This is a genomic window from Demequina sediminicola (assembly GCF_000975055.1).
In the GTDB taxonomy this organism is placed as follows: domain Bacteria; phylum Actinomycetota; class Actinomycetes; order Actinomycetales; family Demequinaceae; genus Demequina; species Demequina sediminicola.
This window is the reverse complement of sequence record NZ_BBRB01000006.1, coordinates 55959-81570: the sequence shown is the minus strand read 5'-3', so window position 1 is coordinate 81570 and position 25612 is coordinate 55959. Positions and strand designations below refer to the sequence as shown.

The following is a 25612-nucleotide window of genomic DNA, read 5'->3' as shown; positions in this document are numbered from 1 at the left end:
CTCGCGTTAGCTCGGCTCCCCCGTCACCATCGAGTGAAGCCGTGACAAGGCTCTCGCATACTTCTTGCGATAGCCGCCCCGCAGCATCTCCTTGGAGAACACCGTGCTCAACGAATGCCCGGAGGCCACAATCCGGACGTCACGATCGTAGAGACGGTCCACAAGGCTCACGAGTCGCAACGCCTGCGCTTGGTCCGACAGCGGCTTCACGGCGCGAAGGCCAAGGACAGCAACCCCGTCGACATAGGCCCCAAAGCGGCTCGGGTGCACATGAGTCAAATCCTCCATGAGCGCTGACCAGTCCTCGCACACACCGCCATCAACCTCGCCTGCGGCAATGACGTCCTCGACGCGCGCTGGCTCCGGGAATGGGTCATTGCCACGACCACGGTAGTCCGGGCCGTCAATGGTAATAACGTCGAAAACGCTCGCGACGGCCTGGATCTCGCGTTGGAAGTCCCCCGCAGCAAAACGTCCTTCACCAAGCGACCCCGGCAAAGTATTGGAGGTGGCAACCAGGGCCACGCCGGCATCGGCAAGTTCCCTCATCAGGCGTGCCATCATGACAGTGTCGCCAGGATCGTCAAGCTCAAACTCGTCGATGCAGACGACGGCGAACTCTTGGAGCGCGCTTCGTGTCCCCTGGAACCCCAGCGCCCCCACAAGCTGCGTGTACTCAACAAACGTCCCAAAAGCGGCCTTCGCACCCACATGGTGGGCCAATGCGGCAAGCAGGTGAGTCTTCCCCACCCCGAACCCGCCATCGAGGTAAATGCCGCGACCGGCACTTGACTTGCGAAAGCGAGCCAAGCCCGTTCGGGTGACACCTGCCGCGAAGGTCGACACGGCCTCTACGGCCTGTGCCTGACTTGGGAAGTCCGGATCCGGCCGGTAGGACTCAAAAGATGCGGAAGCGAAGTGGGGTGGCGGGACGAGGGCGGCGATCAGAGCGTCGGGCTCGACATGAGGCCTCCGTCCGACAATGCGGGCGGTCATGGCAACCACCCTAGTGACTTCCACGCTCCCCAAACGCACGATGCTCCGGTCACCACCAGGGCGACCGGAGCATCGGCTCTAAAAAGTGGTGTTACGCCTCGACCTCTGAACGGTCTCCTGACCACAGCGTGTGGAACGTGCCCTCAGCGTCGACACGCTTGTACGTGTGCGCACCGAAGAAGTCACGTTGGCCCTGAATGACAGCAGCCGGAAGGCGCTCTGCTCGCAATGCGTCGTAGTACGACAGCGACGAGCTGAATGCCGGAGCAGGCACACCAGTCAGAGCGGCTTGCGACACCACGCGGCGCCACGCTGAGAGGCCGCCACCTACCGCGTCTGCAAAGTACGGGTCGACAAGCAGCGAAGCCAGACTTGCGTCCCGCTCGTATGCCTCCGTGATGCGGTCCAGGAAGCGTGCACGAATGATGCAGCCCTCACGCCACAGCTTGGCCATGTCGCCGCGGTTGATGTCCCAACCGTATTCTTCCGACGCCGCCTGAATCTGATCGAATCCCTGCGCGTAGGCCACAACCTTGGATGCGTACAGCGCGAGGCGCACGTCCTCGATGAAGCCGGCGCGGTCCTTGATGTGGAACTCCGAAGCGTTGCTTGCCAGCACCTCACGTGCAGCAGCGCGCTGGGCGCGCTGGGAAGAGATGGCGCGAGCGAAGGTTGCCTCGGCGATGCCAGTCACCGGCGCACCGAGGTCGAGGGCAGACTGAACAGTCCAGCGACCGGTGCCCTTTTGACCAGCCTCATCGACGATCACATCGACCAAGGGCTTGCCGGTCTTCTCATCGGTCTGCTTCAGCACCTCTGCAGTCACGTCGATCAGGAACGAGTCCAAGTCGCCCGTGTTCCACTCGGCGAAGATCTCACCGATTTCAGCCGGTGTCAGGTTCAACCCTGAACGCAGCAGGTCATATGCCTCGCCAATGAGCTGCATGTCGGCGTACTCGATACCGTTGTGCACCATCTTGACGAAGTGACCAGCGCCATCAGGGCCCACGTGCGAGCAGCACGGTGTGCCGTCTTCAGCCTTCGCGGCAATCTTTTCCAGGATCGGTCCCAGAGTCTCGTACGACTCAGCGGGACCACCCGGCATGATGGAGGGGCCGAGCAACGCACCCTCTTCACCACCGGACACACCTGCGCCGACGAAGTGGATTCCCTGCTCGCGAAGCGCAGCTTCACGGCGGCGGGTATCGGGGAAGTGGGCGTTACCCGCATCCACGATGATGTCGCCCTTGTCGAGCAACGGCACCAGAGCGTCAATCACGGCATCGGTGGGACCACCGGCCTGAACCATGACCACGATGGTGCGCGGAGTAGCCAGCGCATCCACGAAGTCCTGGAGGCTCTCGCAACCAACGAACTCTCCTTCAGAACCGTGGTCCTCAATCAGGGAGTGCATCTTCTGCGGCGAGCGGTTGTGGACGGCAACAGTGAATCCGTTGCGGGCAAAGTTACGGGCGAGGTTTCGGCCCATCACCGCCAGTCCTGTGACACCAATCTGGGCAAGCGCCATGGTAAGTCCTTCGCATGGGAGTCGGGGATAGCTTTCGCCCCCCTACCCTAGTAGGCCTACGCCGCGTGGCGTACCGGCTGTTCCTGACCGCGAGGCATACCCTCATGATTATGGCCAGGGACTTCGATGGGGCACCACCTGCATTTAGTGATGCCCTCGCTTCCCTCTCCACCGCCCGCACCAGGCAAGATGTTGCTCTCGCAGAGGCTCAAGCACCGGCCCGAATTGCGCCCTACGCCGTCGCGATCAGCGGTGAAGTCACGGCCTCCGATGCCGAAGGCTCGGGCCGTTTTGTCCTGCTGCATGATCCCTCGGGGCACGATGCCTGGGAGGGCGAGTTCCGCATCGTTGCGCTCGTCAAGGCGCGCGTCTCTGCTGAAGTTGGCGGCGACGACATCTGGTCCGATGTCGCCTGGTCATGGCTTGAGGAGTCTCTGACCGGAGTTGCGTACCGCGCTTTAGGCGGTACTGTCAGCAAGGTTCTGAATCGGTCATACGGAGAACTGGCAGAGCGTCCACAAGACGTCGTCGTGGAACTCCGCGTGTCCTGGACGCCACTCGACACCGATATGGAACCTCATGTCCAAGCATGGACAGAGTTGATGGCGGCGTGCGCAGGTGTCCCGCCGCTACCAGAAGGAGTAACAATGCTGCCAGGGAGCCGCCCATGAGCGACGAGGTTGACCAGACCGTCGTCGCTCTCACGACACCCGCAGAGGGAGTCCCGCCTGTCATCGAGACCGTTGAGGCGCTCGAAGAAATGGCAGCCGCGTTTGCACGAGGCACGGGGCCGATTGCCGCAGATGCTGAACGGGCCTCCGGGTTCCGCTACGGGCAAGCCACCTACCTCGCTCAGTTCAAACGTGAAGGCGCAGGTATCGCCCTGGTCGATACGGACGCCCTGCCGGATCTCTCGATGCTCAATGACGCCTTCGGTGACGCGACGTGGATCTTCCATGCCGCAAGCCAGGACCTCCCCGGAATGTACGACTTGGGTCTGACGCCACCCGCAGTCTTCGATACCGAACTTGCGGCACGACTCCTGGGATGGCCCAAGGTTGGACTCGCTGCCGTTGTCGAGCGTGAGTTAGGGCTCGCGCTCGCCAAGGAACACTCAGCACAGGACTGGTCGACTCGACCACTCCCCCACGACTGGCTGGTCTACGCCGCGCTCGACGTTGAGATTCTCATCGAGCTCCACGACGCGATCCGAGGCCACCTTGAGGAAGCCGGCAAGCTTGAGTGGGCGCTTGAAGAGTTCGAAGCGGTCCGCACCGCGCCACCTGCCGCGCCACGTGTTGATCCCTGGCGCCGCACCTCAGGTTCGCATCACATTCGTGACGAGCGGGGACTAGGGATCGTCCGCGATCTTTGGGAAGCACGGGACAAGGAAGCTCAGCGACGCGATATCTCCCCTGGGCGGGTTCTGCGCGATGCAGCCATCGTTGCCGCAGCCAAAGCAAAGCCGACATCGCTCGATGCGCTCATGGCGATCCCTGAGTGGCGTTCACGAGGCACTAAGAAGGCTGCACCGCGGTGGTACCCCGTGATTGAACGCTCGCTGGCTCAGCCCGAACGGAAGTTGCCATCCAAACGAGGACCGCGCGGTGACGGGCCTCCTCAGCCCCGCATGTGGAAAGACAAGCGACCAGAAGCGCACGCGCGTCTCACCCTTGCCAAGGAACGCATGGCTGCACTCGTGGAACGTCATGACATCCCCGCCGAGAACATCCTTCAACCGGACGCGATGCGCCGATGCTGCTGGGAGTACCGCGGCGGAGGCGAGGCAGAGATCCGCGACCTGCTTGCGAGCCGTTCCGCCCGGACATGGCAGATCAATCTCACCGCGCCAGAGCTCGCGGAAGCATTCCGTGACGCGGAAAAGGCCGACGCTCACGCGGAGACCGATCCTTCCGCCACGCCCGCGGCTGAGGGAAATGCAGAGAACGCCTAAGCCGCTTCCTCGTTGATTGCCCCAAGCGCTGCGTCTGCGATTGCAGTGGCGTCAAGGCCTGAAGCCTCGACAATCTGGGCACGTGAAGCATGTGCAAGGAACTCACGCGGCACCCCTCGATGAATCCACTGCGCCTTCACCCCTGACGTCCGGGCGGCATCGGCCCACTGTTGACCCAGGCCTGCATCGGTGAGCCCATCTTCGATGGTCACAACCCAGTCGCAATCGGCCACAAGTTCAGTGAGACCGTCGGGTGTGGGGTTCACCCACGTTGCTGTGGCCGCAATGACGCCGAGCCCATCAGCGGCGATCTTCTCTGCGGCATCCACCGCAGTGGCCGCCATCGGGCCGAGGCCCAACACCGCCACACGCGCCACATCTCCGTGTTCCGCGAGAACGTCCATCGCCCCGACGCTCCGCACGGCAGGGAGGTCGTCGCCCACAGGACCCTTCGGGTAACGCACTACCGTGGGCCCATCTTCCACGGCAATGGCCTCACGGAAGGCCGCACGCATGGTGCTGGCATCGCGAGGCGCAGCGATCTGCAGGCCTGGAACGTGACGCAAGAGTGCCATGTCCCACATGCCGTTGTGGCTAGGACCGTCGTCCCCGGTAATGCCCGCACGGTCGAGCATGAAAGTGACACCAGCGCGATGCAACGCCGCATCAAGCAAGACCTGGTCGAATGCTCTGTTGAGGAACGTCGCATACACCGCGAACACCGGGTGTATCCCAGTGAAGGCGAGCCCCGCTGCAGACGTCACCGCGTGTTGTTCTGCGATACCGACATCGATGACACGATCCGGGAACTCATCAGCAAACGGCTGAAGACCCACTGGCGCCAGCATGGCTGCCGTAATACCCACCAGGTCGTCGCGCTCCCGCCCGGCCTTCACCATCTCCTCTGCAAAGACCTTGGTCCAGCCAAACCTGCTCGCTTGGACGGGTAGGCCAGTCTCCGGATGAATCTTGCCAACGGCATGGAATCGGTCCGCGACATCTTCCTCAGCAGGTGTATAGCCGCGGCCCTTTTCCGTCAGGACGTGGACGATGACAGGAGCTTTGAAGTCGCGAGCGTGGGTCAGTGCGTCCTCGACCTGTTGGAGATCGTGCCCATCAACGGGACCGACGTACTTGATTCCAAGATCATCAAACATTCCTGGCTCAGCGATCAGTCCCTTGACTGCACGCTTGCCGTGCATCACCGTCTTGTATGCGAATCCGCGCACCGGACCACGGTTCTTGAAAGTGCGCTTGCCCCACCCGAGAAACTGTTCGTAGCGAGGGTCCGTACGGATACCGTCCAGGCGCCTGGCAAGACCGCCAATGGTGGGCGCGTAGGAGCGTCCGTTGTCGTTCACGACGATCACCACACGGTCTTGCGACGCTGAGATGGAGTTCAACGCCTCCCACGCCATGCCCCCGGTGAGGGCTCCGTCACCAATGACAGCGACAGCAGACCTGTCATGTTCGCCCTGAAGTCGGTACCCCTGTGCGATGCCCGCGGCCCATGACAGCGACGTCGATGCATGCGAGTTCTCCACGACATCATGTTCGGACTCGCCGCGCTGCGGGTAGCCCGCGAGGCCGTCCCGGGTGCGCAAGTTCGAGAAGTCTTTGCGGCCCGTCAGAAGTTTGTGTACGTACGACTGGTGGCCTGTGTCGAACACGAGGGTGTCGCGCGGGGAATCGAAGACGCGGTGGAGGCCCAGCGTTAACTCGACAACTCCGAGGTTAGGTCCGAGGTGTCCGCCCGTTGCGGATACCGACTCGACAAGGAACTCTCGAATCTCTCCGGCAAGTTCCGCAAGTTCGTCAACGCTCAGGTCGTTGAGATCCTTAGGCGAATCAATACGCTCGAGCACTCGGTCCTCCTGTGACTGATGTAGTCCCCCACTTTACGGGGCGTAACGCAACGGATGCGGCAAGGGGCGCCCCGACATGTGTTGTCGCGACGCCCCAGCCGTGTGTCAGTGTGTGGGTTAGGCCACCAAAGAACGCAACACATACTGCAGGATGCCGCCGTTGCGGAAGTAATCTGCTTCGCCTGGCGTGTCGATGCGTACGACCGCGTCGAACTCCACGACTGCACCGTCCGCCTTGGTTGCCTTCACCGGCAGGGTCTGCGGGTGGTCACCGTCGCTGAAGGCCGCGACCCCGACGATGTCGAAGGACTCCGTGCCGTCCAGACCAAGCGACGCAGCCGACTGGCCCTCGGGGAACTGCAGCGGCAACACACCCATACCGATGAGGTTGGAGCGGTGAATACGCTCGAAGCTCTCCGTGATGACCGCGCGCACACCCAGCAGGCTGGTGCCCTTCGCCGCCCAGTCGCGCGAGGAGCCGGAGCCGTATTCCTTACCGGCGAGCACCACGAGCGGCGTGTCAGCGGCTGCATAGTCCTGTGCGGCGTCGTAGATGGTGTCCTGGGCGTCCTTGATGAAGTTGTAGGTGAATCCACCCTCAACTCCATCAAGAAGGAGGTTCTTGAGGCGAATGTTCGCGAACGTGCCGCGAATCATGACCTCGTGGTTTCCACGACGCGAGCCATACGAGTTGTAGTCACGGCGTGCGATGCCGTGCTCCTCGAGGTACTTGCCGGCCGGCGAGTCAGCCTTGATAGCACCTGCAGGCGAAATGTGGTCAGTCGTGACTGAGTCGCCCAGGAGAGCCAGCACGCGCGCGCCGGTGATGTCCTTGACGGGCTCGGGCGTGGCACCCATGCCCTCGAAGTACGGAGGCTTGCGCACATAGGTGGATTCGCCGTCCCAGTCGAACGTCTTACCGTCCGGAGTGGGCAGTCCGCGCCAGCGCTCGTCGCCTGCGAAAACATCCGCGTAGTCCTTGGCGAACATTTCTTCCGTGATGGACGACTGGACAATCTCCTCGACCTCGGTGGGGTCTGGCCAGATGTCGCGCAGATAAACGTCGTTGCCTTCAGAATCCTGACCCAGCGGGTCGGACTCGAAGTCGTGGTGCATCGTGCCGGCAAGGGCATATGCAATGACGAGCGGTGGCGACGCCAAGTAGTTCATCTTGACGTCGGGGTTGATGCGACCCTCAAAGTTACGGTTACCCGAGAGCACGGACACCACAGCGAGGTCGTGCTCGTTGACGGCACCCGACACGGCCTCGGGTAGCGGGCCAGAGTTACCGATGCACGTGGTGCAGCCGTAGCCGACCAGGTGGTAGCCCAATGCTTCCAGGTCTCCCCAGAGGTCAGCCTTCTCGTAGTAGTCGGTGACGACCTTGGAGCCAGGCGCCATCGAGGTCTTGACCCAGGGCTTCACCTGGAGGCCACGGGCATTGGCGTTACGCGCCAAGAGCGCGGCTGCCAGCATGACCGACGGGTTCGAGGTGTTGGTACACGAGGTGATCGAGGCAATCACCACGTCGCCGTCCTTCAGTGGCACCTCCTGGCCGGCCTCATCGACGTAGGACCCTGCGCCGTCCTTGGAACCCTTGTAGTTCTTGACGTCCTTCGCGAACTGGTTCTTGGACGCGGTGAGCTCGATACGGTCCTGGGGACGCTTGGGTCCAGCGATGGACGGCACCACAGTCGATAGGTCGAGTTCGATGTACTCCGAGAATGCTGGCTCCACGTAGCCCTCTGCGGAGGGGTCGTGCCACATGCCCTGTTCCTTGCAGTACGCCTCGACGAGTGCGACCTGCTCTGGACTGCGACCGGTGAGCTTCAGGTAGTCGATGGTGACGTCGTCAATCGGGAACATCGCGGCAGTCGAACCGAACTCGGGCGACATGTTGCCGATCGTGGCACGGTTGGCGAGCGGCACAGCGCCCACTCCGTCGCCGTAAAACTCGACGAACTTTCCGACGACACCGTGCTGACGCAGCATCTGCGTGATCGTGAGCACGACGTCAGTTGCGGTGGCACCGGACGGAATCGCGCCAGTGAGCTTGAAACCGACGACCTTGGGGATCAGCATGGATACCGGCTGGCCCAACATCGCTGCCTCTGCCTCGATGCCGCCCACGCCCCAGCCCAGGACGCCCAGACCGTTGATCATGGTGGTGTGCGAGTCGGTACCCACACAGGAGTCGGGGTATGCCTGCTCGACGCCGTCAACGTCACGCGTCATCACGCCACGAGCCAGGTATTCGAGGTTGACCTGGTGAACGATTCCGGTGCCCGGAGGGACAACCTTGAAGTTGTCGAATGCCGTCTGGCCCCAACGCAGGAACTGGTAGCGCTCACGGTTGCGCTGGTACTCAAGGTCAGTGTTGAGTTCGAGCGCATCCTTGCGGCCGAACACGTCGATGACCACCGAGTGGTCGATGACCATTTCCGCAGGTGCCAGCGGGTTGATCACAGCGGGGTCGCCGCCGAGGTCCACCACTGCTTCACGCATGGTGGCGAGGTCGACGACACAGGGCACGCCCGTGAAGTCCTGCATGACAACGCGGGCTGGGGTGAACTGGATCTCCGTGTTGGGATCCGCCTTGGGGTCCCACGAGGCAAGTGCCTGCACGTGGTCGGCAGTAATGTTTGCGCCGTCTTCGGTACGCAACAGTGCTTCAGCAAGCACCTTCAACGAGTAAGGCAGCTTTTCCAAGCCGGGTACCGCACCGAGGCGGTAGATCTCGTAAGCCTTGCCGTCCACATCCAGTGTGGCCTTGGCTCCCAGGGTGTTCTCGCTCATGCACATCCTCCGTTGGTGTTGACCGGCGTACAGTCTACCGGCCTTGACGTGTTCTTGAGACGGCTTTACCGTCGCACAAAGGTCGCGACTGTTTCCACGTGATGCGTCATGGGAAACAGGTCGTATGCAGTGGCGTCCGTGAGCGCGTAGCCCATTTCAGCCATAGTCTTGCTGTCGCGAGCCAGTGCCACGGGGTCGCAAGCGACGTAGACGACGGTGGCCGGTGAATGCTCCGCCATCGCCTGAAGAGTCTTTGCCCCTGCACCGCTACGCGGCGGGTCGAGGACGATCGCGTCGCGAGAGCCGATGCCTTGGGTGAGGTGACGGCGCACGTCACCTGGCAGCACTGTCACGCTGGGGTATTCGTGGCAGTTACGGCGCGCGGCACGGCTCGAGGCACCGTCCGATTCGATTGACGTCACGTTTTTGCCTGCGGCGCCGAGAGGCAGAGCAAACAGCCCTGCCCCGCCGTAGAGGTCCGCCACCGTCTCGGCGTCACGAATGCGGCTCATCACTTCGCTCACCAGCACGTTCGGCGCTTCCCGGTGTACTTGCCAGAACCCACCGGCGTTCACTCGATAGTCAAACGTGTGGCCGTTCCACTCCACGTGCTGTCGCACCGTCGTGGCGGCGTTCTTGCGACGGTCAGGCTTGCCGTTCGACCAAGGGACGTCGCCGACTGTCGTGCGTACAGTGCCGTCCGAACCCTGGGCGATGGTGATGCGGCTACCCGCTGGCCAGCGATGAGTCAGGAGTTCTTCCTCGATCTGTTCGGTGGCAAGCGGCATCGAGCTGAGAGCAATTGCCTCTTTGGACCGATGCCCGCGCATCGCGGCATTGCCGGAAGCGTTCGCGGTCGCGCTGACGCGAGTGCGATACCGCAGTCCCCCACGTTCATCGTCACCAGGCGCAGCATGGACCTCACCGGGGAAATCCTGGCCTGCAAAGCGCTCGAACGACTCCTGAAGCACGGCTCGCTTCCAGGCGCGCTGACCGGACAACGACACATGCGCCAACTCACCGCCGCCAACCCCGCCAGGCCCGGCTTCTGGCCAAGTCGAATCCACACGGTCTGACGATGCCTCAATGACCTCTACAGCATCGGCCCTCCACAGACGTGCGTCAGGCTCGGACTCAGTGAGGCGGATCTTGACGACCTCACCGGGGAGGGCGTGACGAACGAAGATGACCCGTCCGTCCACGCGCGCAACGCAGTGGCCACCGTGTGCGGGTGCTCCGACGGTGACTTCGATTAGGTCTTCACTCATGGGAGCTCCTCATGGGGTTCAGGTACTTCTTCGGTTACGGCATCTTCGCGCGCGGATTCCAGGTGCCACGGCACTGCTGCCACGACCACACCCTTGAGCCCCAGGAGTTGCTGACGCAGTTTGGTCGTTGACCGGTTATGCAGGAAACGCTCCCACCAACGGCCGACAATGTATTCGGGAACGTAGACCACCACGACTTCGCGTGGATTCGATCGATGGATTGTCGTCACGTACTCCATGACAGGGCCCACAAGATCACGGTACGGCGAATCCAGAAGAACCAACGGAACACCAGAGTCGATCCGTCCCCAGTCTTGCTGGAGCTTCGCAGCAGGTTCGCGTTCGATCTGCACACCCACAGCTTCGAGGGTCGAGTGCCTTGCTGCCTTGGCATACGCGAGTGCACGCAGCGCTGGGCGGTGCAGCTGTGCAATCAGCACCACGCCGCGCGTCGAGCTCGGCAGCGCGACTTCCATGTCGTGCTTGTGAAGCCGCACGTCGGCCCGTACCGCGGCATAGTGCCGGTTGACGGCGTGCATGAGCACCACGAGGCAATCAACGCCACCGCGATCCAGGCACCGTTAAGGAAGTTAAAGACGAGGACGACGATCCACACAGCTGCTGCCACGACGGCCGCAGCAACGTGGAGCACTCGACGACCATGGAGACCCAGTCGCGCCTTGCGCTCGGTTGCGAGTTGGAGCTTGCCGTTGACCCACCGCACCATCGCGATCTGACTCAGCACGATCGACGTGAACACGCCGATCACGTAGAGGTGAATCAACGTCGCGACTTCGGCACCCGCCAGCGCCACCACAATGGCCGATGCCGTGGCGACGAGCAGCACCCCGCCACGGAGCACTGCACGGTCGTTGCGCATCGTCAATTGACGCGGGAGGTAGGCATCACGCGCCAAGAATGCTGTGAGGTTGGAGAAGCGGCGGAACACCGCGGCAACGGCGGCATACAGCAGTGCGGCGGCAATTCCGGCAATGATCCACACGACCAAGGCGTTGTTAAACACGTCCTGTGCCACCTGCAGCAGGATCGGCCCCTTCGACCACCCCGTAATGCGGTACATCCACGCCAGGATCGCGACAAGGAAGAAAGCCATTGCTGAGGCGGTCACCGCGATGATGAGGGTGCGTCCGGCCCGGATACCACGTGGCTTAGCGTGATTCGGAGCCGAGGCCGCAAGGTGCTCAATTCCTGTCACCATCACAGCACCCGAAGCGATCGCTCCGGCATACGAGAACCAGATCGACCACGTTTGAGGCGCATTCGCGGCAATGGGTGATGTGGTGTCGGCGCCGTGGCTGGTGACACCCACGACAAACATGATCGCGACCACCAGGAGGAAGCCAAACCAGACACCAAGGATGATCCGTGCGCGTTCACGAATCACTCGGAGTGCGACGACAGTGACAATGCCGACGATGCCCACGGACAGCGGTACGTCCCATACCTGAAGTTGCGGGATGAGGAACGCGACGAGCTGTGTGAGTGCTGCCACGGACACCGCGACGGTAAACAAATAGTCGACGAGGACTGACGCACCCGTCACGACCCCGGACTTGCGACCGAGCACATCCCGCACCAACCCGTAGTCACCCAGACTGTCCGGGCGCGCATGCACATTGGAGCGATATGCGAATCCCAGCAACAGCATGATGAGCACCACACCCACTGCCATAAAGGGAATCGCACCTTGCTGACTGCCCCGACGCAGCGCGTCAACCACCGCATCGGGGGCGTACAGCACCGCCGAAAGAATGCCGGCGCCAAAGACTGGCAGTGCCAGTCGAGTACGCAAAGTCACGGGCACGACGGCGTCGGTCGCAATGGGTTGGCCAAATACCAACCGCCTGAGTCGCTGCAGAAGTCCTCGCACGTCGCACCATCCTAAGCGCCAGGGGTATAACGTGGGGGATCGTGCACATTGTCATCATGGGTTGCGGCCGTACTGGAGCCGCTCTCGCCAGCGAATTTGAGTCCAGAGGGCACTCCGTTGCCATCATTGACAGGGCCGGAGATGCCTTCCGGCGCCTGCCCTCCGAGTTTCAAGGCCAGAAGATCACTGGCATCGGATTCGACCGCGACACGCTGATCTCTGCTGGTGTGGAAGATGCGTATGGGTTCGCTGCCGTCTCGTCCGGAGACAACTCCAACATCCTCGCCGCGCGGGTTGTCCGCGAGACCTACGGCGTTGAGAACGTCATTGCACGTATCTCCGACTCTGGGCGCGCCGAGGTCTACCGCAGGCTGGGAATTCCCACTGTTGCACCGGTTCCGTGGACCAGCGCCCAAATTGTGTCGAGACTCCTGCCTGGAGGCAAGGAAGAGACATTCGCCGATTCCAATGCGGGCGTCTCAGTACGCCGACTCGCCCTGAGTCGCGCCTGGGTGGGTCGGAAGGTGACGGAGATCGAAGCCGCGTCGGGCACGCGCATCGCTTACCTTGTCCGCTTCGGCAAAGCACTCCTGCCAGACCCCAGCACCGTCATTCAGTCAGACGACGAGGCACACTTTGTGGTGCCCGAGGAATCTGCTAATACTGCCGAACGTGTGGTCTCCAAGGCTCCAGGAGTGGAAAAATGAAGGTCCTCATCGCAGGTGCAGGTTCGGTGGGTCGCTCAATCGCGCGCGACTTGTTGTCCCATGGTCACGAAGTGCTACTCATGGACAACAATCCTGCCGCGATGCGCGTGGCCCAAGTCGCGGAAGCGGATTGGATGCTGGCCGATGCCTGCGAGATGAGCGCGCTGCAAGACGCCGAGACCCAGACAATGGATGTGGTTGTTGCTGCCACAGGTGACGACAAGGCCAACCTCGTCGTCTCGTTCCTGGCCAAGACCGAATATGGCGTTCCCCGTACTGTCGCGCGCGTCAATAACCCGCGCAATGAGTGGATGTACGACGCGCAGTGGGGTGTGGACGTCGCAGTCTCGACCCCTCGCATCATGACCGCGATGGTGGAAGAGGCCGTGGCCGTCGGCGATTTGGTCACGGTGTTCACCTTCCACCAGTCAGGTGCGTCCATCATCGAGGTGACATTGCCGCCAGACTCCCCCGTCGTTGGGTCTACTGTGCGGCAGATTCCGTGGCCTGCTGAGACGGTCCTGTCGTGCATTGTGCGCTCCGATAGGACCATTGCGCCAAGCCCTGCCGACACCCTAGAAGCGCACGACGAGCTGCTGTTTATTGTGTCTGCTGAGGCTGATCCTCAGGCGCTTGACGCGGTCCTGCGTTCCGCACCATCAGCCACACCACCCACAGAGTAAGCGCAAACAAGGGCACACCCATCGCAAGTCGGGCTGTCCCCAAAGCCGCGGTCTGATCAGCCAGGTACAGCGGGACTTGCACCACGAGGCGCAACGCGTACATCACGACGAGAATGGCGGTGGCGCGCTGATAGATCCGCACACGTACCGGGTCGGTCCGCCAGCCTTTCCAGTCGCCCTGGAACAGACCCATGACGATGCCGACAAGTGGCCAGCGGACCGCCATAGAGAGCAGAGTGCCGAGTCCGTAGACAATGTTGATCCACAGCCCGAAGACATAGAAGTCACGAGCCTCGCCGGTGCGCCACGCCCAGATTGCTCCAATTGCCACCCCGATGGAGCCTGACAGTGCCTGCTGAATCGACGAGCGTTGCGCAAGCCGAATCACCACCAGGATCACCATCGTGGCCACTGCGGCGATCACCGGCACTTGCATGCCGCCCACCGTCAAGAACACCAGGACAAAGACAAACCCGGGCGCGACGGACTCCACAAAGCCGCGCCACCCTCCCACGGCCTCGGTGAAGGAGAACTCCTCAGCGTCCGCGAGTTTGCCCCAACGTCCCTCTCGCGCCGCATCGGCTGCAGCCTCGAGAGGAGCTTCATGCTGCTCAGCGTCGCCGGCGTCCGGCGCGCTCACATCGTCCTCAGGGGGCTCAGGCCGCACGTCACGCTCGTCGCTCATAGCGTGAACTTGGGGTTGTAGATGCGCGGCATGTCTTCCGCCGCACTCACGCGTCCGGCAAAGGTCACCACGGCACCGGGTTCGATTCCAGGAATGTCTCTGCGGCCCATGAAGATCATGTCCGCACGCCCAGTGCCGTCGTCGACACGAGCAGTGAGTTGCGGCGCTGCATCTCGCGGCTCCACCCGCAGGGCAACGATGCGCCCACGCACCGTTGCTTCCGTACGAGGCTTCAATGCCTCAACACGTGTCACGTCTGCGGGAACTGGCACTTAGGCGCCCTGATCGATCTCGTCATCGCCGGGAGTGAATCCGGGCGCATCAAGCACAAGCACCGTTCCGCCGATCATCGGTTCTTCGCCTCGATCGACGGCACAGTTGCTCAAGAGGGCAGCTACGCGGGCACGGGTCTCGGACGAGTCAACGGACGGTCCCATCACGACGGCCTTGAGGAGCCAACGCGGCCCGTCAACACCCAAAAACCGCATGGGGATCTCGATAGACTCGCCGCTCTTTGTGCGGCTCCTCATGCGAGCCGAGAGTTCCGGGCCAAAGTGCCCCTCTTGCGCCTCGATCGCACCGGCAGTGCGAAGTCGCTTCGAGATCGCCTGACGCACTTCCGTCCACTGGCTAGTTCCTCGTGGGGCGGCGATCACCTGGAGTTGAACCTGGCAATCCGCGACACGAATGCTGACCGCTCCGCACTGCTTGGTTTTAGGGTCGATCTCACCGGTGACGCGCATGTTCGCCACGGCGGGAAGCCGCAGTGCGCCATACGAGACAAAATCGCGGTCGCCCGGAACTGATGGCCAGTCCCATGGGCCGTCAGCGACACCCAAAGTATCGAGTCCGTCCGCGTTCTGCGCGGCCGAGTTCTGTGCCTCGTCGCTCATGCTCCCAATCCTGTCGACCCAAATCCACCATCACCGCGGACAGAGTCCGGAAGGCTCTCAACGCTCACGAATGCTGCCCGTTCGACTTGCTGGATCACCAATTGTGCGATGCGGTCTCCCACACTCAGCCGAACCGTCTCAGTCGCATCGGTGTTCAGCAGCGTCACGCGAATCTCTCCACGGTAGCCCGCATCGACCGTTCCTGGAGCATTCACGACAGTCACACCGTGCTTCGCCGCAAGTCCAGAGCGTGGGTGGACCAAAGCGACGTAGCCGTCGGGCAACGCGATCTTGACACCCGTCGGTACGGTCGAGCGCTGGCCCGGAGCAAGTTCCACGTCCACGCGGGTCGTCAGATCTGCGCCCGCATCACCTGGATGGGCATATGCGGGCATGGGGACGTCAGGACTCGTCGTTTCAACAAGGATCTCGACGCCGCTCATGAACTACTGGGGCTTAAGAAGCGCACTCAGAGCAAATGGGCTGATCGCCCTTGAACTCTGCGAGCTGGCTGCGGTGGTGCACGAGGAAGCAAGACATGCATGTGAACTCGTCCTGCTGAGCAGGCAGCACACGCACCGAGAGTTCCTCGCCCGAGAGGTCAGCTCCAGGCAACTCGAAGCCCTCAGCAGCTTCAGTCTCGTCCTCGTCGACCACGCCCGAGGTCTTGTCATTGCGGCGTGCCTTCAGCTCCTCAATGGAGTCAGCTGAGATCTCATCGTCGGTCTTTCGAGGTGCGTCGTAATCAGTTGCCATCAGGCGGTTGTTCCCTTCACGCGTCTACCCTGCGTCTACACAATGTCGGGGAAGCCATTTTTGTTCCCTCGAGCGCACGCATTCTGCCCCAAAAATCTGCGCGGCGCGACTCTACGGCGTGGCGAGTTCCCAGGTGGGTGCCATTCCGGCACGTCGCAAAGCCGTGTGAAGCTCGTCCCATCGCTCCGGATGGGCAGCGATCACAAGCCTCTCATCGGCGCGCTCTCCGTCGTATCCGGCCACCATCATGCCTGCTTCCTGCGCGATCAGGGCTCCAGCGGCGAAGTCCCAGGCGTGCAGTCCCTGCTCGTAGTACGCATCAATCACGCCCGCTGCCGAGAAACACAGATCGACTGCCGCTGACCCAAAACGCCTGATGTCACGAACCTGCGGTAAGAGTTCAGCGACGATCGCGCCCTGCACTGCGCGGCGATGAGATTCGTATTGGAATCCCGTGGCGACCAGAGCCCCAGAGAGCGCAGGCCGAACTCCTACCTTGAGAACGGCATCGTTCCTTCGCGCTCCCCGACCACGCGCTGCGGACCACAACGTCGACGATCCGTCGTACACTGCGCCCGCCTCCAATTGCCATGACGAGGAAGCAGGAACACCGCTGACGGCCGCAACGGACACGGCAAACTGATCGATGCCGTAGAGATAGTTCACAGTGCCGTCAATCGGGTCGATGATCCACGTGATGCCTGACGTGCCCGACGAGGACTCACCTTCCTCTCCCACGACGCCGTCATCAGGACGCAACTCACTCAATCGCTGTCGGATCAAGCGCTCCGAGGCGACATCCACCTGAGTGACGATGTCCACCTCGGAGGACTTGGTCGCGGTGACTTCGGCCTTGTCGCGCATGCTGATGATGAACTCCCCTGCCTCTCGCGCCACGGTCTGAGCGATCGGCAACAGGTCGTCAGGAGTAGACATGAGTCCATACTGCCCGAGCCCAGTACGACACGGCCGCGTGGCGTGCCCACATATCTGCTATTGGCGTGGCAACCTGAAGCCATGAAGCGACTATCCCTTGTGCGGCCGGCTGACGATGGCGAGCACCTGATCGTCGCCGATGAGTCCGGTACCGAGTTTGAACTCGAACTCACCGACGATCTTCGGCGTGCAGCGGCAACCGTGCGCCCACGCCGTCCCTCAGATTCAGATGAGCCCGCGGACGCTACCCTCACGCCTCGCGAGATCCAGCAGCGGATCCGTGGTGGCCTTAACGCGGCGGAGCTAGCGGAGCTCACCGGCCAGTCCATCGACCTCTTCACCCGCTATGAAGCGCCTGTCCTTGCCGAGCGGTTCTACATTGGCCAGCAGGCTCAGTCCACAAAGATCGGCCGTGACGCTGATTCCCCCATCCTTGGCGACCTCGTCATGGACCGCCTCGCAGGCCGTGGAGTCGCGCCAGAATCGGTCAGGTGGGATGCCTGGCGCCAGCCTGAATCGCCCTGGACCGTTGCCGTCGACTTCACCGTCGATGGGCGAACGGTGCGCGCCGAGTGGACGTACGATCACCACGCACACACGCTGTCCGCTCAGGATGACGAGTCGCGTTGGCTGACCGAGACGGAACTGCTTGATGTACCAATCCCCAAGCGCCACCTCAGCGCTGTCAAGGAACGTCAGGTTGCCGAGGCGCCACTCGAAGCGGTACGCCCTGCGACTCCTGCAACAGGTGCGGTACCCCGTGTTGCCGAGCCCACTCAAACGGAGTTGCTGTTAGACGACCTACAGACACGACGCGGGACTCGCGATGTGGTTGAACCTGAGGATGTTGTCGAGGAAGACGACGAAGACGGCGGTTTCGAGGGCTTTGGCCCGGCGGTCAAGCGTCAGCGCCAGGCCGATGTCGGATTCACGGCACCTTCACCCAACCCTCGCCACCCTGCAGGCTCCCACCGCGGAGCCTCTGCTCCCAGCGCTCCTGAGGCCGAGGCCACCCAAGCATCACCGGAGCCCTCAGAGCCAGAGCCCAAGAAGCCTCGGCGGGGCCGCAGTTCCGTGCCCAGTTGGGACGAGATCGTTTTTGGAGCCAAGAACGAGTAAGAACCCGAGCGCTAGGACCCACTAGCGATCAGCAAGGGCACGTCGCGCTCCATCCGTGTGAGGGACCCGTGCACTCCCACAAGGGCCATCGATGCGGGTGACTGTGTGCGCGAGTCAACGACAGTAGACCGTTCAGCCATTGCCACCACCACATCCCCCACGCGGTCTGCGATGGCCTCATCGATGTGGCCAAAGAGGCCGGCACTCGCAGCTTCCTCACGCGTCGCCACTGCTGCATGGCCACCAAGATGTTCCTGCCACCGGGCGGCGACAGCCGTGGGGTCGGCGTCGCGGCTGACATGAAGGTGCAAAGCGCGTGGCTCCCCCGCAGTGAGTTCCACATCCTCAAGCAGGACGGGGTCCGTTCCAGCGTCCCAGCGCGGAGCACCGGTCACGTCTACCATGCCGTGATCTGCAGTCACCACCATGGTGGCCTTGCGCGGAAGGCCCCTCGCGAGCATCGCGAGTTCGCGATCTGCGTCCTCCAGCGCAGCGACCCACTCATTGCTTTGCCAACCATGCTTGTGGCCAGCCGCATCGATCTCGCCCCAATAGCAGTAGGAGACCCCCGGACGTCGCGCTGCGACTAGGGCTCCGTCGATCCGCTCGGAGAGCGTCTCGCCGCCCACAAATGTGCCACCACTCAATGCGGCTTGGGTGAGACCTGAGCCAGCAAAGCGCCGTTTGCCCAATGTGGTGACGGAGACCCCGGCTGAAGCTGCTTCGTGAAGCAACCCCGGCATCGGCTGCCATTGCCTTGGCTCAAAGGCGCCCTCCCACGACACAAGATTTGCGAGCGTTCCGGTGCGTGGGTTCCGAACCGTATACCCGAGCATCCCGGTGCGTCCCGATGGCTGGCCCGTCCCCAAGAGCGCAAGAGCCGATGCGGTAGTCGACGGGTAGCCCGTGGAAATGAAGCCTTGGTCGATGGACCTCAGAAATGGGGCGTGGCCGCGCCGAGACTTGAGGAGATGATGCCCCAGTCCATCGAGCAACACCACGACCACATGGGAGGCGTCCGGAACCCCTAGACGGCGCTGATCCGCAGTTGCGTCCCGCGATGTCACGGCTTCGCTTGCGCCCACGGCAGACAGCGCTGCAGGAAGCACCGCACCAAGCTCTCGCCCTCCATAGTCAGGAAGGACAAGACCGGCCGCGGCGAGCCGCTCGGTGAACGTCACGACCAGCGGCCGACAGCGCGCTGCACCTGTGCCGCGAAGTCCTCGAGTGCACGGACTGTGTCTGCCCCGTCAGCAATCGCGCTCACGCGTACCAGGGTGTCGTCGCCTGTAATGCCTCCCGAATAGCCGTGGTCGCCTTCACAGTTGGGATCGCCGCACGTCGCTGGCTCCAGTTCGATCCGAGAGTGAATCCCCCACCCCACAGCAAGTGCGAGTTCGTGGGGAGCATCACCCTCAGCGAAGTTCTCGGGGTGATGCACGACATGGGTCATGGCGATGTTGGTCACGGACTTCAGCAAGGCGGTCTCGACAGTCGCTGATGCCTCATGGGTACCGCCCGCTGCGTGACCTGCGCCGTCGTCGATGTGCATGCGCAGCAACCTGGTCTCCGTGAGGACCAAGACCGTCATGTGACGACGAACCTCGCGCTCATCGAAAGTGGTTTCGGCGTGCACAAAGTGCGCCACCACTGGTTCGTCCGCCAACGCGCGGCGCACGACACTGTTGGCTAGCGCCGGGTAGTATCCTGCGACGGCTACGGCCTGATCGAGCGTGTCTGACATGCGGGTATTGTTCCACTTCACGGCGACCGTCTCCACCTACGCCGCGTGGCATGAGGTGCCGCGGGCCGTGAACAAGGCAGAATACCCACAGTCATCTTGTCTACAGACCTTGCTGAGGAGTCACATGGCCGACGCGCCCGACGGACAGATCATCGATATCGACGTCGCCTCCGAAATGGAGACGTCGTTCCTGGAGTACGCGTACTCCGTGATCTACTCCCGCGCTCTGCCCGACGCCCGGGACGGACTTAAGCCAGTCCAGCGCCGCATCGTCTATTCGATGACGGACATGGGGCTGCGTCCTGAGCGCGCGCATGTGAAGTCATCACGCGTTGTCGGTGAAGTGATGGGTAAGTACCATCCGCACGGAGACTCGGCGATCTATGACGCGTTGGTGCGTATGGCCCAGTCGTTCTCGCTGCGTCTGCCGCTCGTTGATGGCCACGGAAACTTTGGTTCCCTCGATGACGGGCCAGCTGCTTCGCGTTACACCGAGGCACGATTGGCAACGGCATCGATGGCCATGGTCGCGGATTTGTCCGAAGACGTGGTCGACACTGTGCCCAACTACGACAACAAGCTTCGCCAGCCCGAGGTGTTGCCTGCCGCATTCCCGAATCTCCTTGTCAACGGCGCCTCAGGCATTGCTGTGGGCATGGCTACCAACATGGCTCCCCACAACCTCATCGAGGTCATCTCCGCTGCACGCCACCTCCTCGACAACCCTGAAGCCGAACTAGAAGAGTTGATGCGCTTCGTTCCCGGCCCAGACCTCCCCGGTGGCGGCAAGATCGTTGGACTCGACGGTGTCCGCGAGGCGTACGCCACAGGGCGTGGCAAGTTCGTCACCCGTGCCACGACGCGCATCGAAAAAGTCACCCCGCGCCGCCAAGGCATCGTCGTGACCGAACTCCCCTACTTGGTTGGCCCCGAACGCGTCATCGAGAAGATAAAAGACGCAGTCTCCGCGAAGAAACTTCAAGGTGTGACTGCGGTCACCGATCTGACTGACCGCCACCACGGTTTGCGGCTCGTCATCGAGGTCAAGAATGGGTTCAACGCCGAGGCAGTACTAGAACGCCTCTACAAGGTCACTCCCCTCGAAGAAAACTTCTCCATGAACAATGTGGCGCTCGTCAATGGGCAGCCACTCACTCTAGGTTTGAAAGAGATGTTGCGCGTGTGGGTCGACCACCGCGTCGATGTGACTCGCCGCCGGAGCCAGTACCGCCTCACCGCGCGCAAGGACCGCCTGCACCTGGTTGATGGACTCCTCATCGCGATCCTGGATATTGACGATGTCATTCACATCATTCGCTCCTCCGAGGACTCGACGGAGGCACGCGACCGGCTCCGCACTGCCTTTGACCTGTCCGAGATTCAAGCCGAGTACATTCTCGAACTACGACTGCGACGCCTGACGAAGTTCTCTCGCGTCGAGCTTGAGACCGAAAAGGCCAAGTTGCTGGCAGAGATCGCTGAGTTGGAGGAGATCCTCGGTTCTGCCGCCGCACTACACGCCGTCGTCGCTTCTGAAATGGATGCGGTCGCGGCAGAGTATGGCACTCCTCGGCGCACGATTCTGCTCGCCGATGCCGGTGCCGTGACGTCCGCCGCGACCATCCCCGGTTCCAAAGGCAAATCTACGGCTGCACCTTTGGAGATTGAGGACTCCCCCTGCTACGCGATGCTGTCCACGACGGGGCTCGTCGCACGTACAGCCGACAGCGAACCTCCTGTACGGGAGGGCCGGCGCAGTTCCCACGATGCGCTCCGCTCGGCGATCAGCACATCTGCGCGCGCAGACATCGGCGTCGTGACATCAGCGGGACGCATCGTCCGCTTGTCCGTCCTCGATATCCCGACCCTCGCGTCCACGAGCGAACCCCCTTCTCTCGGAGGAGGTTCACCGCTCGCGGAGTTGGTCACCCTTGAGCGCGACGAACACCCTCTTGGCATCGTCCCACTCGATTCACAGACCCCGCTCGCTCTCGGGACGGCACAAGGCGTCGTCAAGCGCGTGAAGCCAGAGCCAGCACCCAACAAAGACTCGTGGGAAGTCATCTCACTCAAAGACGGCGATGCCGTCATTGGAGCCGCGCCCGCGCCCGACGGGACGGAGCTCGTCTTCATCACCGATCAAGCCGCGCTCCTGCACTTCGAGGCCAATGAGAAGTCCGCACGGCCACAGGGCCGAACCGGCGGCGGCGTCGCGGGCATCAAGATGCCCGACGGCGTGTCCGCCGTGTATTTCGGTGTCGTCGACGATCCAGAGAACTCGCTCGTCGTGACCATTGCAGGCTCGTCATCGGCCCTCCCCGGCACTGTGCCGGGCTCAGCCAAGGTCACACCGTTCAGCGAGTACCCCTCAAAGGGCCGGGCAACGGGCGGGGTCCGGGCGCATCGCTTCTTGCGCGGTGAAGATGCACTATCGATGGCGTGGGTGGGGGTCGCACCACCCCGTGCAGTTTCCGGCGCGGGCCAAGAAGTCGCGTTGCCGGAAGAGTTCGGCCGACGCGACGGGTCAGGTAGCGCACTGTCGACCCCGGTGATGGGCATCGGCTAGAAGAATGACCGAGGTCGTCGTCGCGCGTGCTGCCGCTGTCCCGGTGGACGAGTACATCGACCTGCTCGAGCGCTCGACACTCGCGCGCAGGCGCCCCGTCGACGACCCCGCGCTCATTGAGGCCGCTCTCGACCACTCGTCACTGATCATCACCGGCCGCACACCTCACGGCGTACTCGTCGGAGCAGCTCGCGCCATCACCGATTTCCATCTGCATTGCTATCTCGCGGACTTGGCGGTTGACGCATCGCTGCAGCGCCAAGGTCTTGGCCTGCGCCTGCAGAAAGAACTTGTCGGGCACCTCGGGCCTCGTTGCAAGCTCAAGCTATCGGCAGCACCCGCCGCGTCCGAGTATTACCCCCGGATAGGGTACGAACGCAATACCCGCGCGTGGGAACTTCCACCTGGCACACCACTCGGCTAGAGACGCCGCGAGGGGCTAACCACTCAGCACTCGAGCAGCCAGCCCCTCGCGAAGGACCTCAACGGGTCTCACAGGGTCACACGTCGATCAACCGGTGTTCTGCAGTCCGGCCGACACCCCGTTGACGGTCAGAAGCAACACCTTGCGCAGCGCGGCCTGCTCCTCGGGGTCGATGTCCTGCCCCTCACGGCGAAGGACCGAGAGCACGCGCACCTGAATCAGGGACAGGGCGTCAACGTACGGGGCACGCAACTGCACGGCTCGGCCCAACACCCGACGCTGTGCCAACGGGTACTCACTCCCGGTGACCTTCAAGACCCACTCGCGAGTCAGGCGCATCTCTTCAAGGACCAATTCCGCGAGGTCATCACGGTCACCGAGGGCAAGATAGCGGCTGGCGAGGAGTTCATCCGTCTTTGCCAGCGACATCTCGATGTTGTCCAGCAGGGTGGAGAACAGCGGCCACTCGGCGTACGCCTGGCGCAGTAGTTCGACATCGCCGCATTCAGCGAGAGCCGTTCCAAGCCCGTACCAACCAGCAAGGTTGATGCGAGCCTGGCTCCACGAGAACACCCACGGGATGGCACGCAGGTCATCAAGCGAGTTGACCGAGAGACCGCGCTTCGCGGGGCGTGAACCGATCGGCAGTAGACCAAGCTCTTCCAGCGGTGTCACCTGGGCAAACCACTGGGGGAAGCCTTCCGCCTGCACAAGTTCGTGGAACCGTGCACGCGATGTGGCATCCAGTCGTGCTGCCAAGGACGCGAACCGTTCGGTGGCCTCCGTGTTGTGCTTCTCCACCGACGGAGCAGACTGCAGCAGCGTGGCCGCTGCGACTTCCTCAATGTGTCGCTCAGCGATTGTGGGCTCGCCATAGCGAGCAAGGATGACCTCGCCCTGCTCAGTGAGCTTGAAACGCCCGTCAACGGACCCTGCAGGCTGTGCAAGCACCGCGCGGTTAGCAGGACCGCCACCACGGCCCAGAGCGCCTCCACGGCCGTGGAAGAGCGTCAGGGCGATGCCATGGCGCTCAGCCCACTGGGCGATACGCGCCTGAGCGGAGTGCAACGCCAACGTGGCAGCCACGGGACCGACGTCCTTGGACGAGTCCGAGTACCCCAGCATGACCTCAATACGGCGACCGTTTTCTTCGAGGCGGCGCTGCACGACCGGGTTGGTCATCATGGCCTCGAGAATGTCGACGGAGTTCTCAAGGTCATCGAAGGTTTCGAAGAGCGGTACCGCGTCGATGATAGGTGCGTCTCCGTCGCCGAAGGCGTACTCGGCGAGCGTGTACACCGCTGCGAGGTGCTCTGGGGCCTGGGTGAACGAGACGATGTAGCGGCGGGCCGCGCGGACGCCGTAGCGCTGCTGAATCGCGCCGATAGCCCGATACGTGTCCAGCACCTCGCGCGTACTGTCCTCGAGTTCGCCGTGGATGCCGTGCGCTTCGATGTCAGCCAAGGCCGCCGCGTGCACCTGGGAGTGCTGACGCACTTCCAACTCCGCAAGGTGGAAGCCAAAGGTACGGACCTGCCACAGCAACTGCTGCAAGGCGCCGTATGCAGCCCTCGAGGCACCTGAGTCGACCAAAGACTCCTGGATGACCTTGAGGTCCGCTTCGAGCTCTTCAGGCTCCGCATATTGCAAGTCTGCGTTGCGGGCCTGAGTCGCTCCGACACGCGCCGCAACGAAGAGCAGCGCTGCGCGGTGCGGCTCGCCTGGCGATTCGGTCTCGGCCTCGTTGCTCAGGTCAGCGTCAAGCTGCCCTTGACGCTGACGCAGCTGCAGCAGAGCAGCCGACGCAGGGGTCGACTGCTCGTGCAACGTGAGAGTTTTGGCCGCCACAGTGGCAGCTCGACCCAACTGGGTCAACGCATGCTCGGCAGCGAGAGCCGCCGCTGCACGGGTGACATCTGCCGTGACGTTCGGGTTTCCGTCCCGGTCTCCGCCGATCCACGAGCCCAAGGACACGAACGGGCGCGCCAGTGGCTCAACACGACCAGCGTCGTCTCCCAACAGGAAGTCGTCGAGTCGGCGATACACCCGGGGGAAGGTCTCGAACATGGTTGATTCGACGACAGCCAGCGCGGATTGGACTTCGTCCAGGACCGTGGGCTTGTGGGCGCGAATCAGCGATGTCCGCCACAGAGTGTCGATCTCTGCCAGCAGGGCGCGGTCATTCTCCGCGCCGGTCGTTCCACCGGTGTGATCGTTGTCTCGCTGTTCGAGCAGGTCCGAGATCCGCCGGATGGTTCCAGACACGGCACGGCGGCGGGCCTCCGTGGGGTGCGCGGTCAGCACCGGCCGGAACTCTAGCGCCTGGACGCGACGGAGGGCCTCTTCGCGTCCCAGTTCGGACTCGAGTTGGGCGAAGGCCTCAGACAGGGAGTCATCCTCTGTCATCGCCGAAGCCTGGCGGTCCCGCAGGACGCGCACACGGTGGTGTTCCTCCGCGAGATTCGCGAGGTGGAAGTAGCAGGTGAAGGCACGGGCGATCTCTTCCGCACGTTCAAGAGTGAGGCCTTCGACAACGGCCTCTGCTTCTTGAAGAGCACGAGTACCCTCGGCGCCGGCGAGATCGTGTGCGCGAATCGTAAGCTCGCGGACACGCTCGACATCAGCCAAGAGTTCGGGACCGCCGGACTCCTCGAGGACACGACCCAGAAGGCCGCCAAGGTGGCGGACATCGTCCCGAAGAAGGTCCGGGACATCGTGTCGTGCGAGGGATCGCTCGGCCGGGGAGCTGAGGTTCTCTTCGTTAGTCACGAACATGAGGGTAGCGGCAATGTGCCCGTGAG

General features: G+C 62.8%; 23 protein-coding genes. 7 read left to right on the top strand and 16 right to left on the bottom strand.

From position 1 onward, the window contains the following. Positions 1-6: 6 nt before the first annotated feature. On the bottom strand, positions 7-996 hold the full coding sequence (gene zapE, locus AOP79_RS11080) for a cell division protein ZapE (protein ID WP_062073624.1): 990 nt from the start codon (positions 994-996) through the stop codon (positions 7-9). A gap of 91 nt (positions 997-1087) precedes the next feature. After that, positions 1088-2524 (bottom strand): NADP-dependent phosphogluconate dehydrogenase, encoded by a 1437-nt coding sequence (gene gnd, locus AOP79_RS11075; protein WP_062073578.1) that lies wholly within the window; start codon positions 2522-2524, stop codon positions 1088-1090. Between the two features lie 110 nt (positions 2525-2634). Here gnd and AOP79_RS11070 point away from each other — a divergent pair, with 110 nt between their 5' ends. Further along, positions 2635-3195, top strand: a complete 561-nt coding sequence (locus tag AOP79_RS11070) for a DUF3000 domain-containing protein (protein ID WP_082093591.1) — start codon at positions 2635-2637, stop codon at positions 3193-3195. Next, on the top strand, positions 3192-4478 hold the full coding sequence (locus tag AOP79_RS11065; RefSeq protein ID WP_082093584.1) for an HRDC domain-containing protein: 1287 nt from the start codon (positions 3192-3194) through the stop codon (positions 4476-4478). The genes AOP79_RS11070 and AOP79_RS11065 overlap by 4 nt, the downstream gene beginning before the upstream one ends. On the opposite strand, the gene dxs is transcribed toward AOP79_RS11065, so the two are convergent. From dxs to AOP79_RS11040, 5 genes are all read right to left on the bottom strand, one after another. Next, the gene (gene dxs / locus AOP79_RS11060) at positions 4475-6343 is read right to left on the bottom strand and encodes a 1-deoxy-D-xylulose-5-phosphate synthase (RefSeq protein ID WP_062073573.1); all 1869 of its coding nucleotides are present in this window, start codon (positions 6341-6343) and stop codon (positions 4475-4477) included. The genes AOP79_RS11065 and dxs overlap by 4 nt on opposite strands. 117 nt (positions 6344-6460) lie before the next feature. Then, positions 6461-9139 carry an aconitate hydratase AcnA gene (acnA, locus tag AOP79_RS11055; RefSeq protein WP_062073571.1) on the bottom strand — a complete coding sequence of 893 codons (2679 nt, stop codon included), beginning with the start codon at positions 9137-9139 and terminating at the stop codon, positions 6461-6463. Between the two features lie 65 nt (positions 9140-9204). Next, positions 9205-10407, bottom strand: coding sequence for a class I SAM-dependent RNA methyltransferase (locus AOP79_RS11050; RefSeq protein WP_062073569.1), 1203 nt, complete (start codon positions 10405-10407; stop codon positions 9205-9207). Continuing rightward, on the bottom strand, positions 10404-10883 hold the full coding sequence (locus AOP79_RS11045) for a hypothetical protein (protein ID WP_152648106.1): 480 nt from the start codon (positions 10881-10883) through the stop codon (positions 10404-10406). Before AOP79_RS11045 ends, AOP79_RS11050 begins: the two co-directional genes overlap by 4 nt. After that, positions 10841-12226 (bottom strand): APC family permease, encoded by a 1386-nt coding sequence (locus tag AOP79_RS11040; RefSeq protein WP_152648105.1) that lies wholly within the window; start codon positions 12224-12226, stop codon positions 10841-10843. Before AOP79_RS11040 ends, AOP79_RS11045 begins: the two co-directional genes overlap by 43 nt. 113 nt (positions 12227-12339) lie before the next feature. Between AOP79_RS11040 and AOP79_RS11035 the strand changes: the two genes are divergently transcribed. After that, on the top strand, positions 12340-13005 hold the full coding sequence (locus tag AOP79_RS11035) for a potassium channel family protein (RefSeq protein ID WP_062073563.1): 666 nt from the start codon (positions 12340-12342) through the stop codon (positions 13003-13005). Then, positions 13002-13688, top strand: a complete 687-nt coding sequence (locus tag AOP79_RS11030) for a potassium channel family protein (RefSeq protein WP_062073561.1) — start codon at positions 13002-13004, stop codon at positions 13686-13688. The genes AOP79_RS11035 and AOP79_RS11030 overlap by 4 nt, the downstream gene beginning before the upstream one ends. Here the strand turns inward: AOP79_RS11030 and AOP79_RS11025 are convergent. The 6 genes from AOP79_RS11025 to AOP79_RS11000 form a co-directional block, all read right to left on the bottom strand. Continuing rightward, on the bottom strand, positions 13606-14373 hold the full coding sequence (locus AOP79_RS11025; protein ID WP_062073560.1) for a DUF3159 domain-containing protein: 768 nt from the start codon (positions 14371-14373) through the stop codon (positions 13606-13608). The two genes, AOP79_RS11030 and AOP79_RS11025, sit on opposite strands and share 83 nt — an antisense overlap. Next, positions 14370-14645 (bottom strand): OB-fold nucleic acid binding domain-containing protein, encoded by a 276-nt coding sequence (locus AOP79_RS11020; RefSeq protein ID WP_062073558.1) that lies wholly within the window; start codon positions 14643-14645, stop codon positions 14370-14372. The genes AOP79_RS11025 and AOP79_RS11020 overlap by 4 nt, the downstream gene beginning before the upstream one ends. Beyond that, positions 14646-15266 (bottom strand): DUF3710 domain-containing protein, encoded by a 621-nt coding sequence (locus tag AOP79_RS11015; RefSeq protein WP_062073556.1) that lies wholly within the window; start codon positions 15264-15266, stop codon positions 14646-14648. Then, the gene (dut, locus tag AOP79_RS11010) at positions 15263-15709 is read right to left on the bottom strand and encodes a dUTP diphosphatase (RefSeq protein WP_062073554.1); all 447 of its coding nucleotides are present in this window, start codon (positions 15707-15709) and stop codon (positions 15263-15265) included. The genes AOP79_RS11015 and dut overlap by 4 nt, the downstream gene beginning before the upstream one ends. Before the next feature lie 13 nt (positions 15710-15722). Further along, complete coding sequence (locus AOP79_RS11005) at positions 15723-16022, bottom strand: DUF4193 domain-containing protein (protein WP_062073552.1); 300 nt, start codon at positions 16020-16022, stop codon at positions 15723-15725. 111 nt (positions 16023-16133) lie between these two features. Continuing rightward, on the bottom strand, positions 16134-16958 hold the full coding sequence (locus AOP79_RS11000) for an inositol monophosphatase family protein (RefSeq protein ID WP_062073550.1): 825 nt from the start codon (positions 16956-16958) through the stop codon (positions 16134-16136). A gap of 81 nt (positions 16959-17039) precedes the next feature. Here AOP79_RS11000 and sepH point away from each other — a divergent pair, with 81 nt between their 5' ends. Then, a complete protein-coding gene (gene sepH / locus AOP79_RS10995) occupies positions 17040-18077 on the top strand; it encodes a septation protein SepH (protein WP_062073549.1) in 1038 nt (345 codons plus the stop codon). 11 nt (positions 18078-18088) lie between these two features. Here sepH and AOP79_RS10990 read toward each other — a convergent pair whose 3' ends face one another. Next, entirely contained in the window at positions 18089-19258 is a 1170-nt protein-coding gene (locus AOP79_RS10990) for an alkaline phosphatase family protein (RefSeq protein ID WP_236683414.1), read from the bottom strand. Then, entirely contained in the window at positions 19255-19821 is a 567-nt protein-coding gene (locus AOP79_RS10985; RefSeq protein WP_062073545.1) for a DUF5998 family protein, read from the bottom strand. The genes AOP79_RS10990 and AOP79_RS10985 overlap by 4 nt, the downstream gene beginning before the upstream one ends. 124 nt (positions 19822-19945) lie before the next feature. On the opposite strand from AOP79_RS10985, the gene AOP79_RS10980 reads away from it, so the two are divergent. Further along, the gene (locus AOP79_RS10980) at positions 19946-22387 is read left to right on the top strand and encodes a DNA gyrase/topoisomerase IV subunit A (protein ID WP_062073544.1); all 2442 of its coding nucleotides are present in this window, start codon (positions 19946-19948) and stop codon (positions 22385-22387) included. Positions 22388-22391: 4 nt separating this feature from the next. Beyond that, positions 22392-22811, top strand: coding sequence for a GNAT family N-acetyltransferase (locus AOP79_RS10975; protein WP_062073542.1), 420 nt, complete (start codon positions 22392-22394; stop codon positions 22809-22811). 87 nt (positions 22812-22898) lie between these two features. On the opposite strand, the gene AOP79_RS10970 is transcribed toward AOP79_RS10975, so the two are convergent. Further along, positions 22899-25580, bottom strand: coding sequence for a phosphoenolpyruvate carboxylase (locus AOP79_RS10970; protein WP_236683412.1), 2682 nt, complete (start codon positions 25578-25580; stop codon positions 22899-22901). Between the last annotated feature and the right edge of the window lie 32 nt (positions 25581-25612).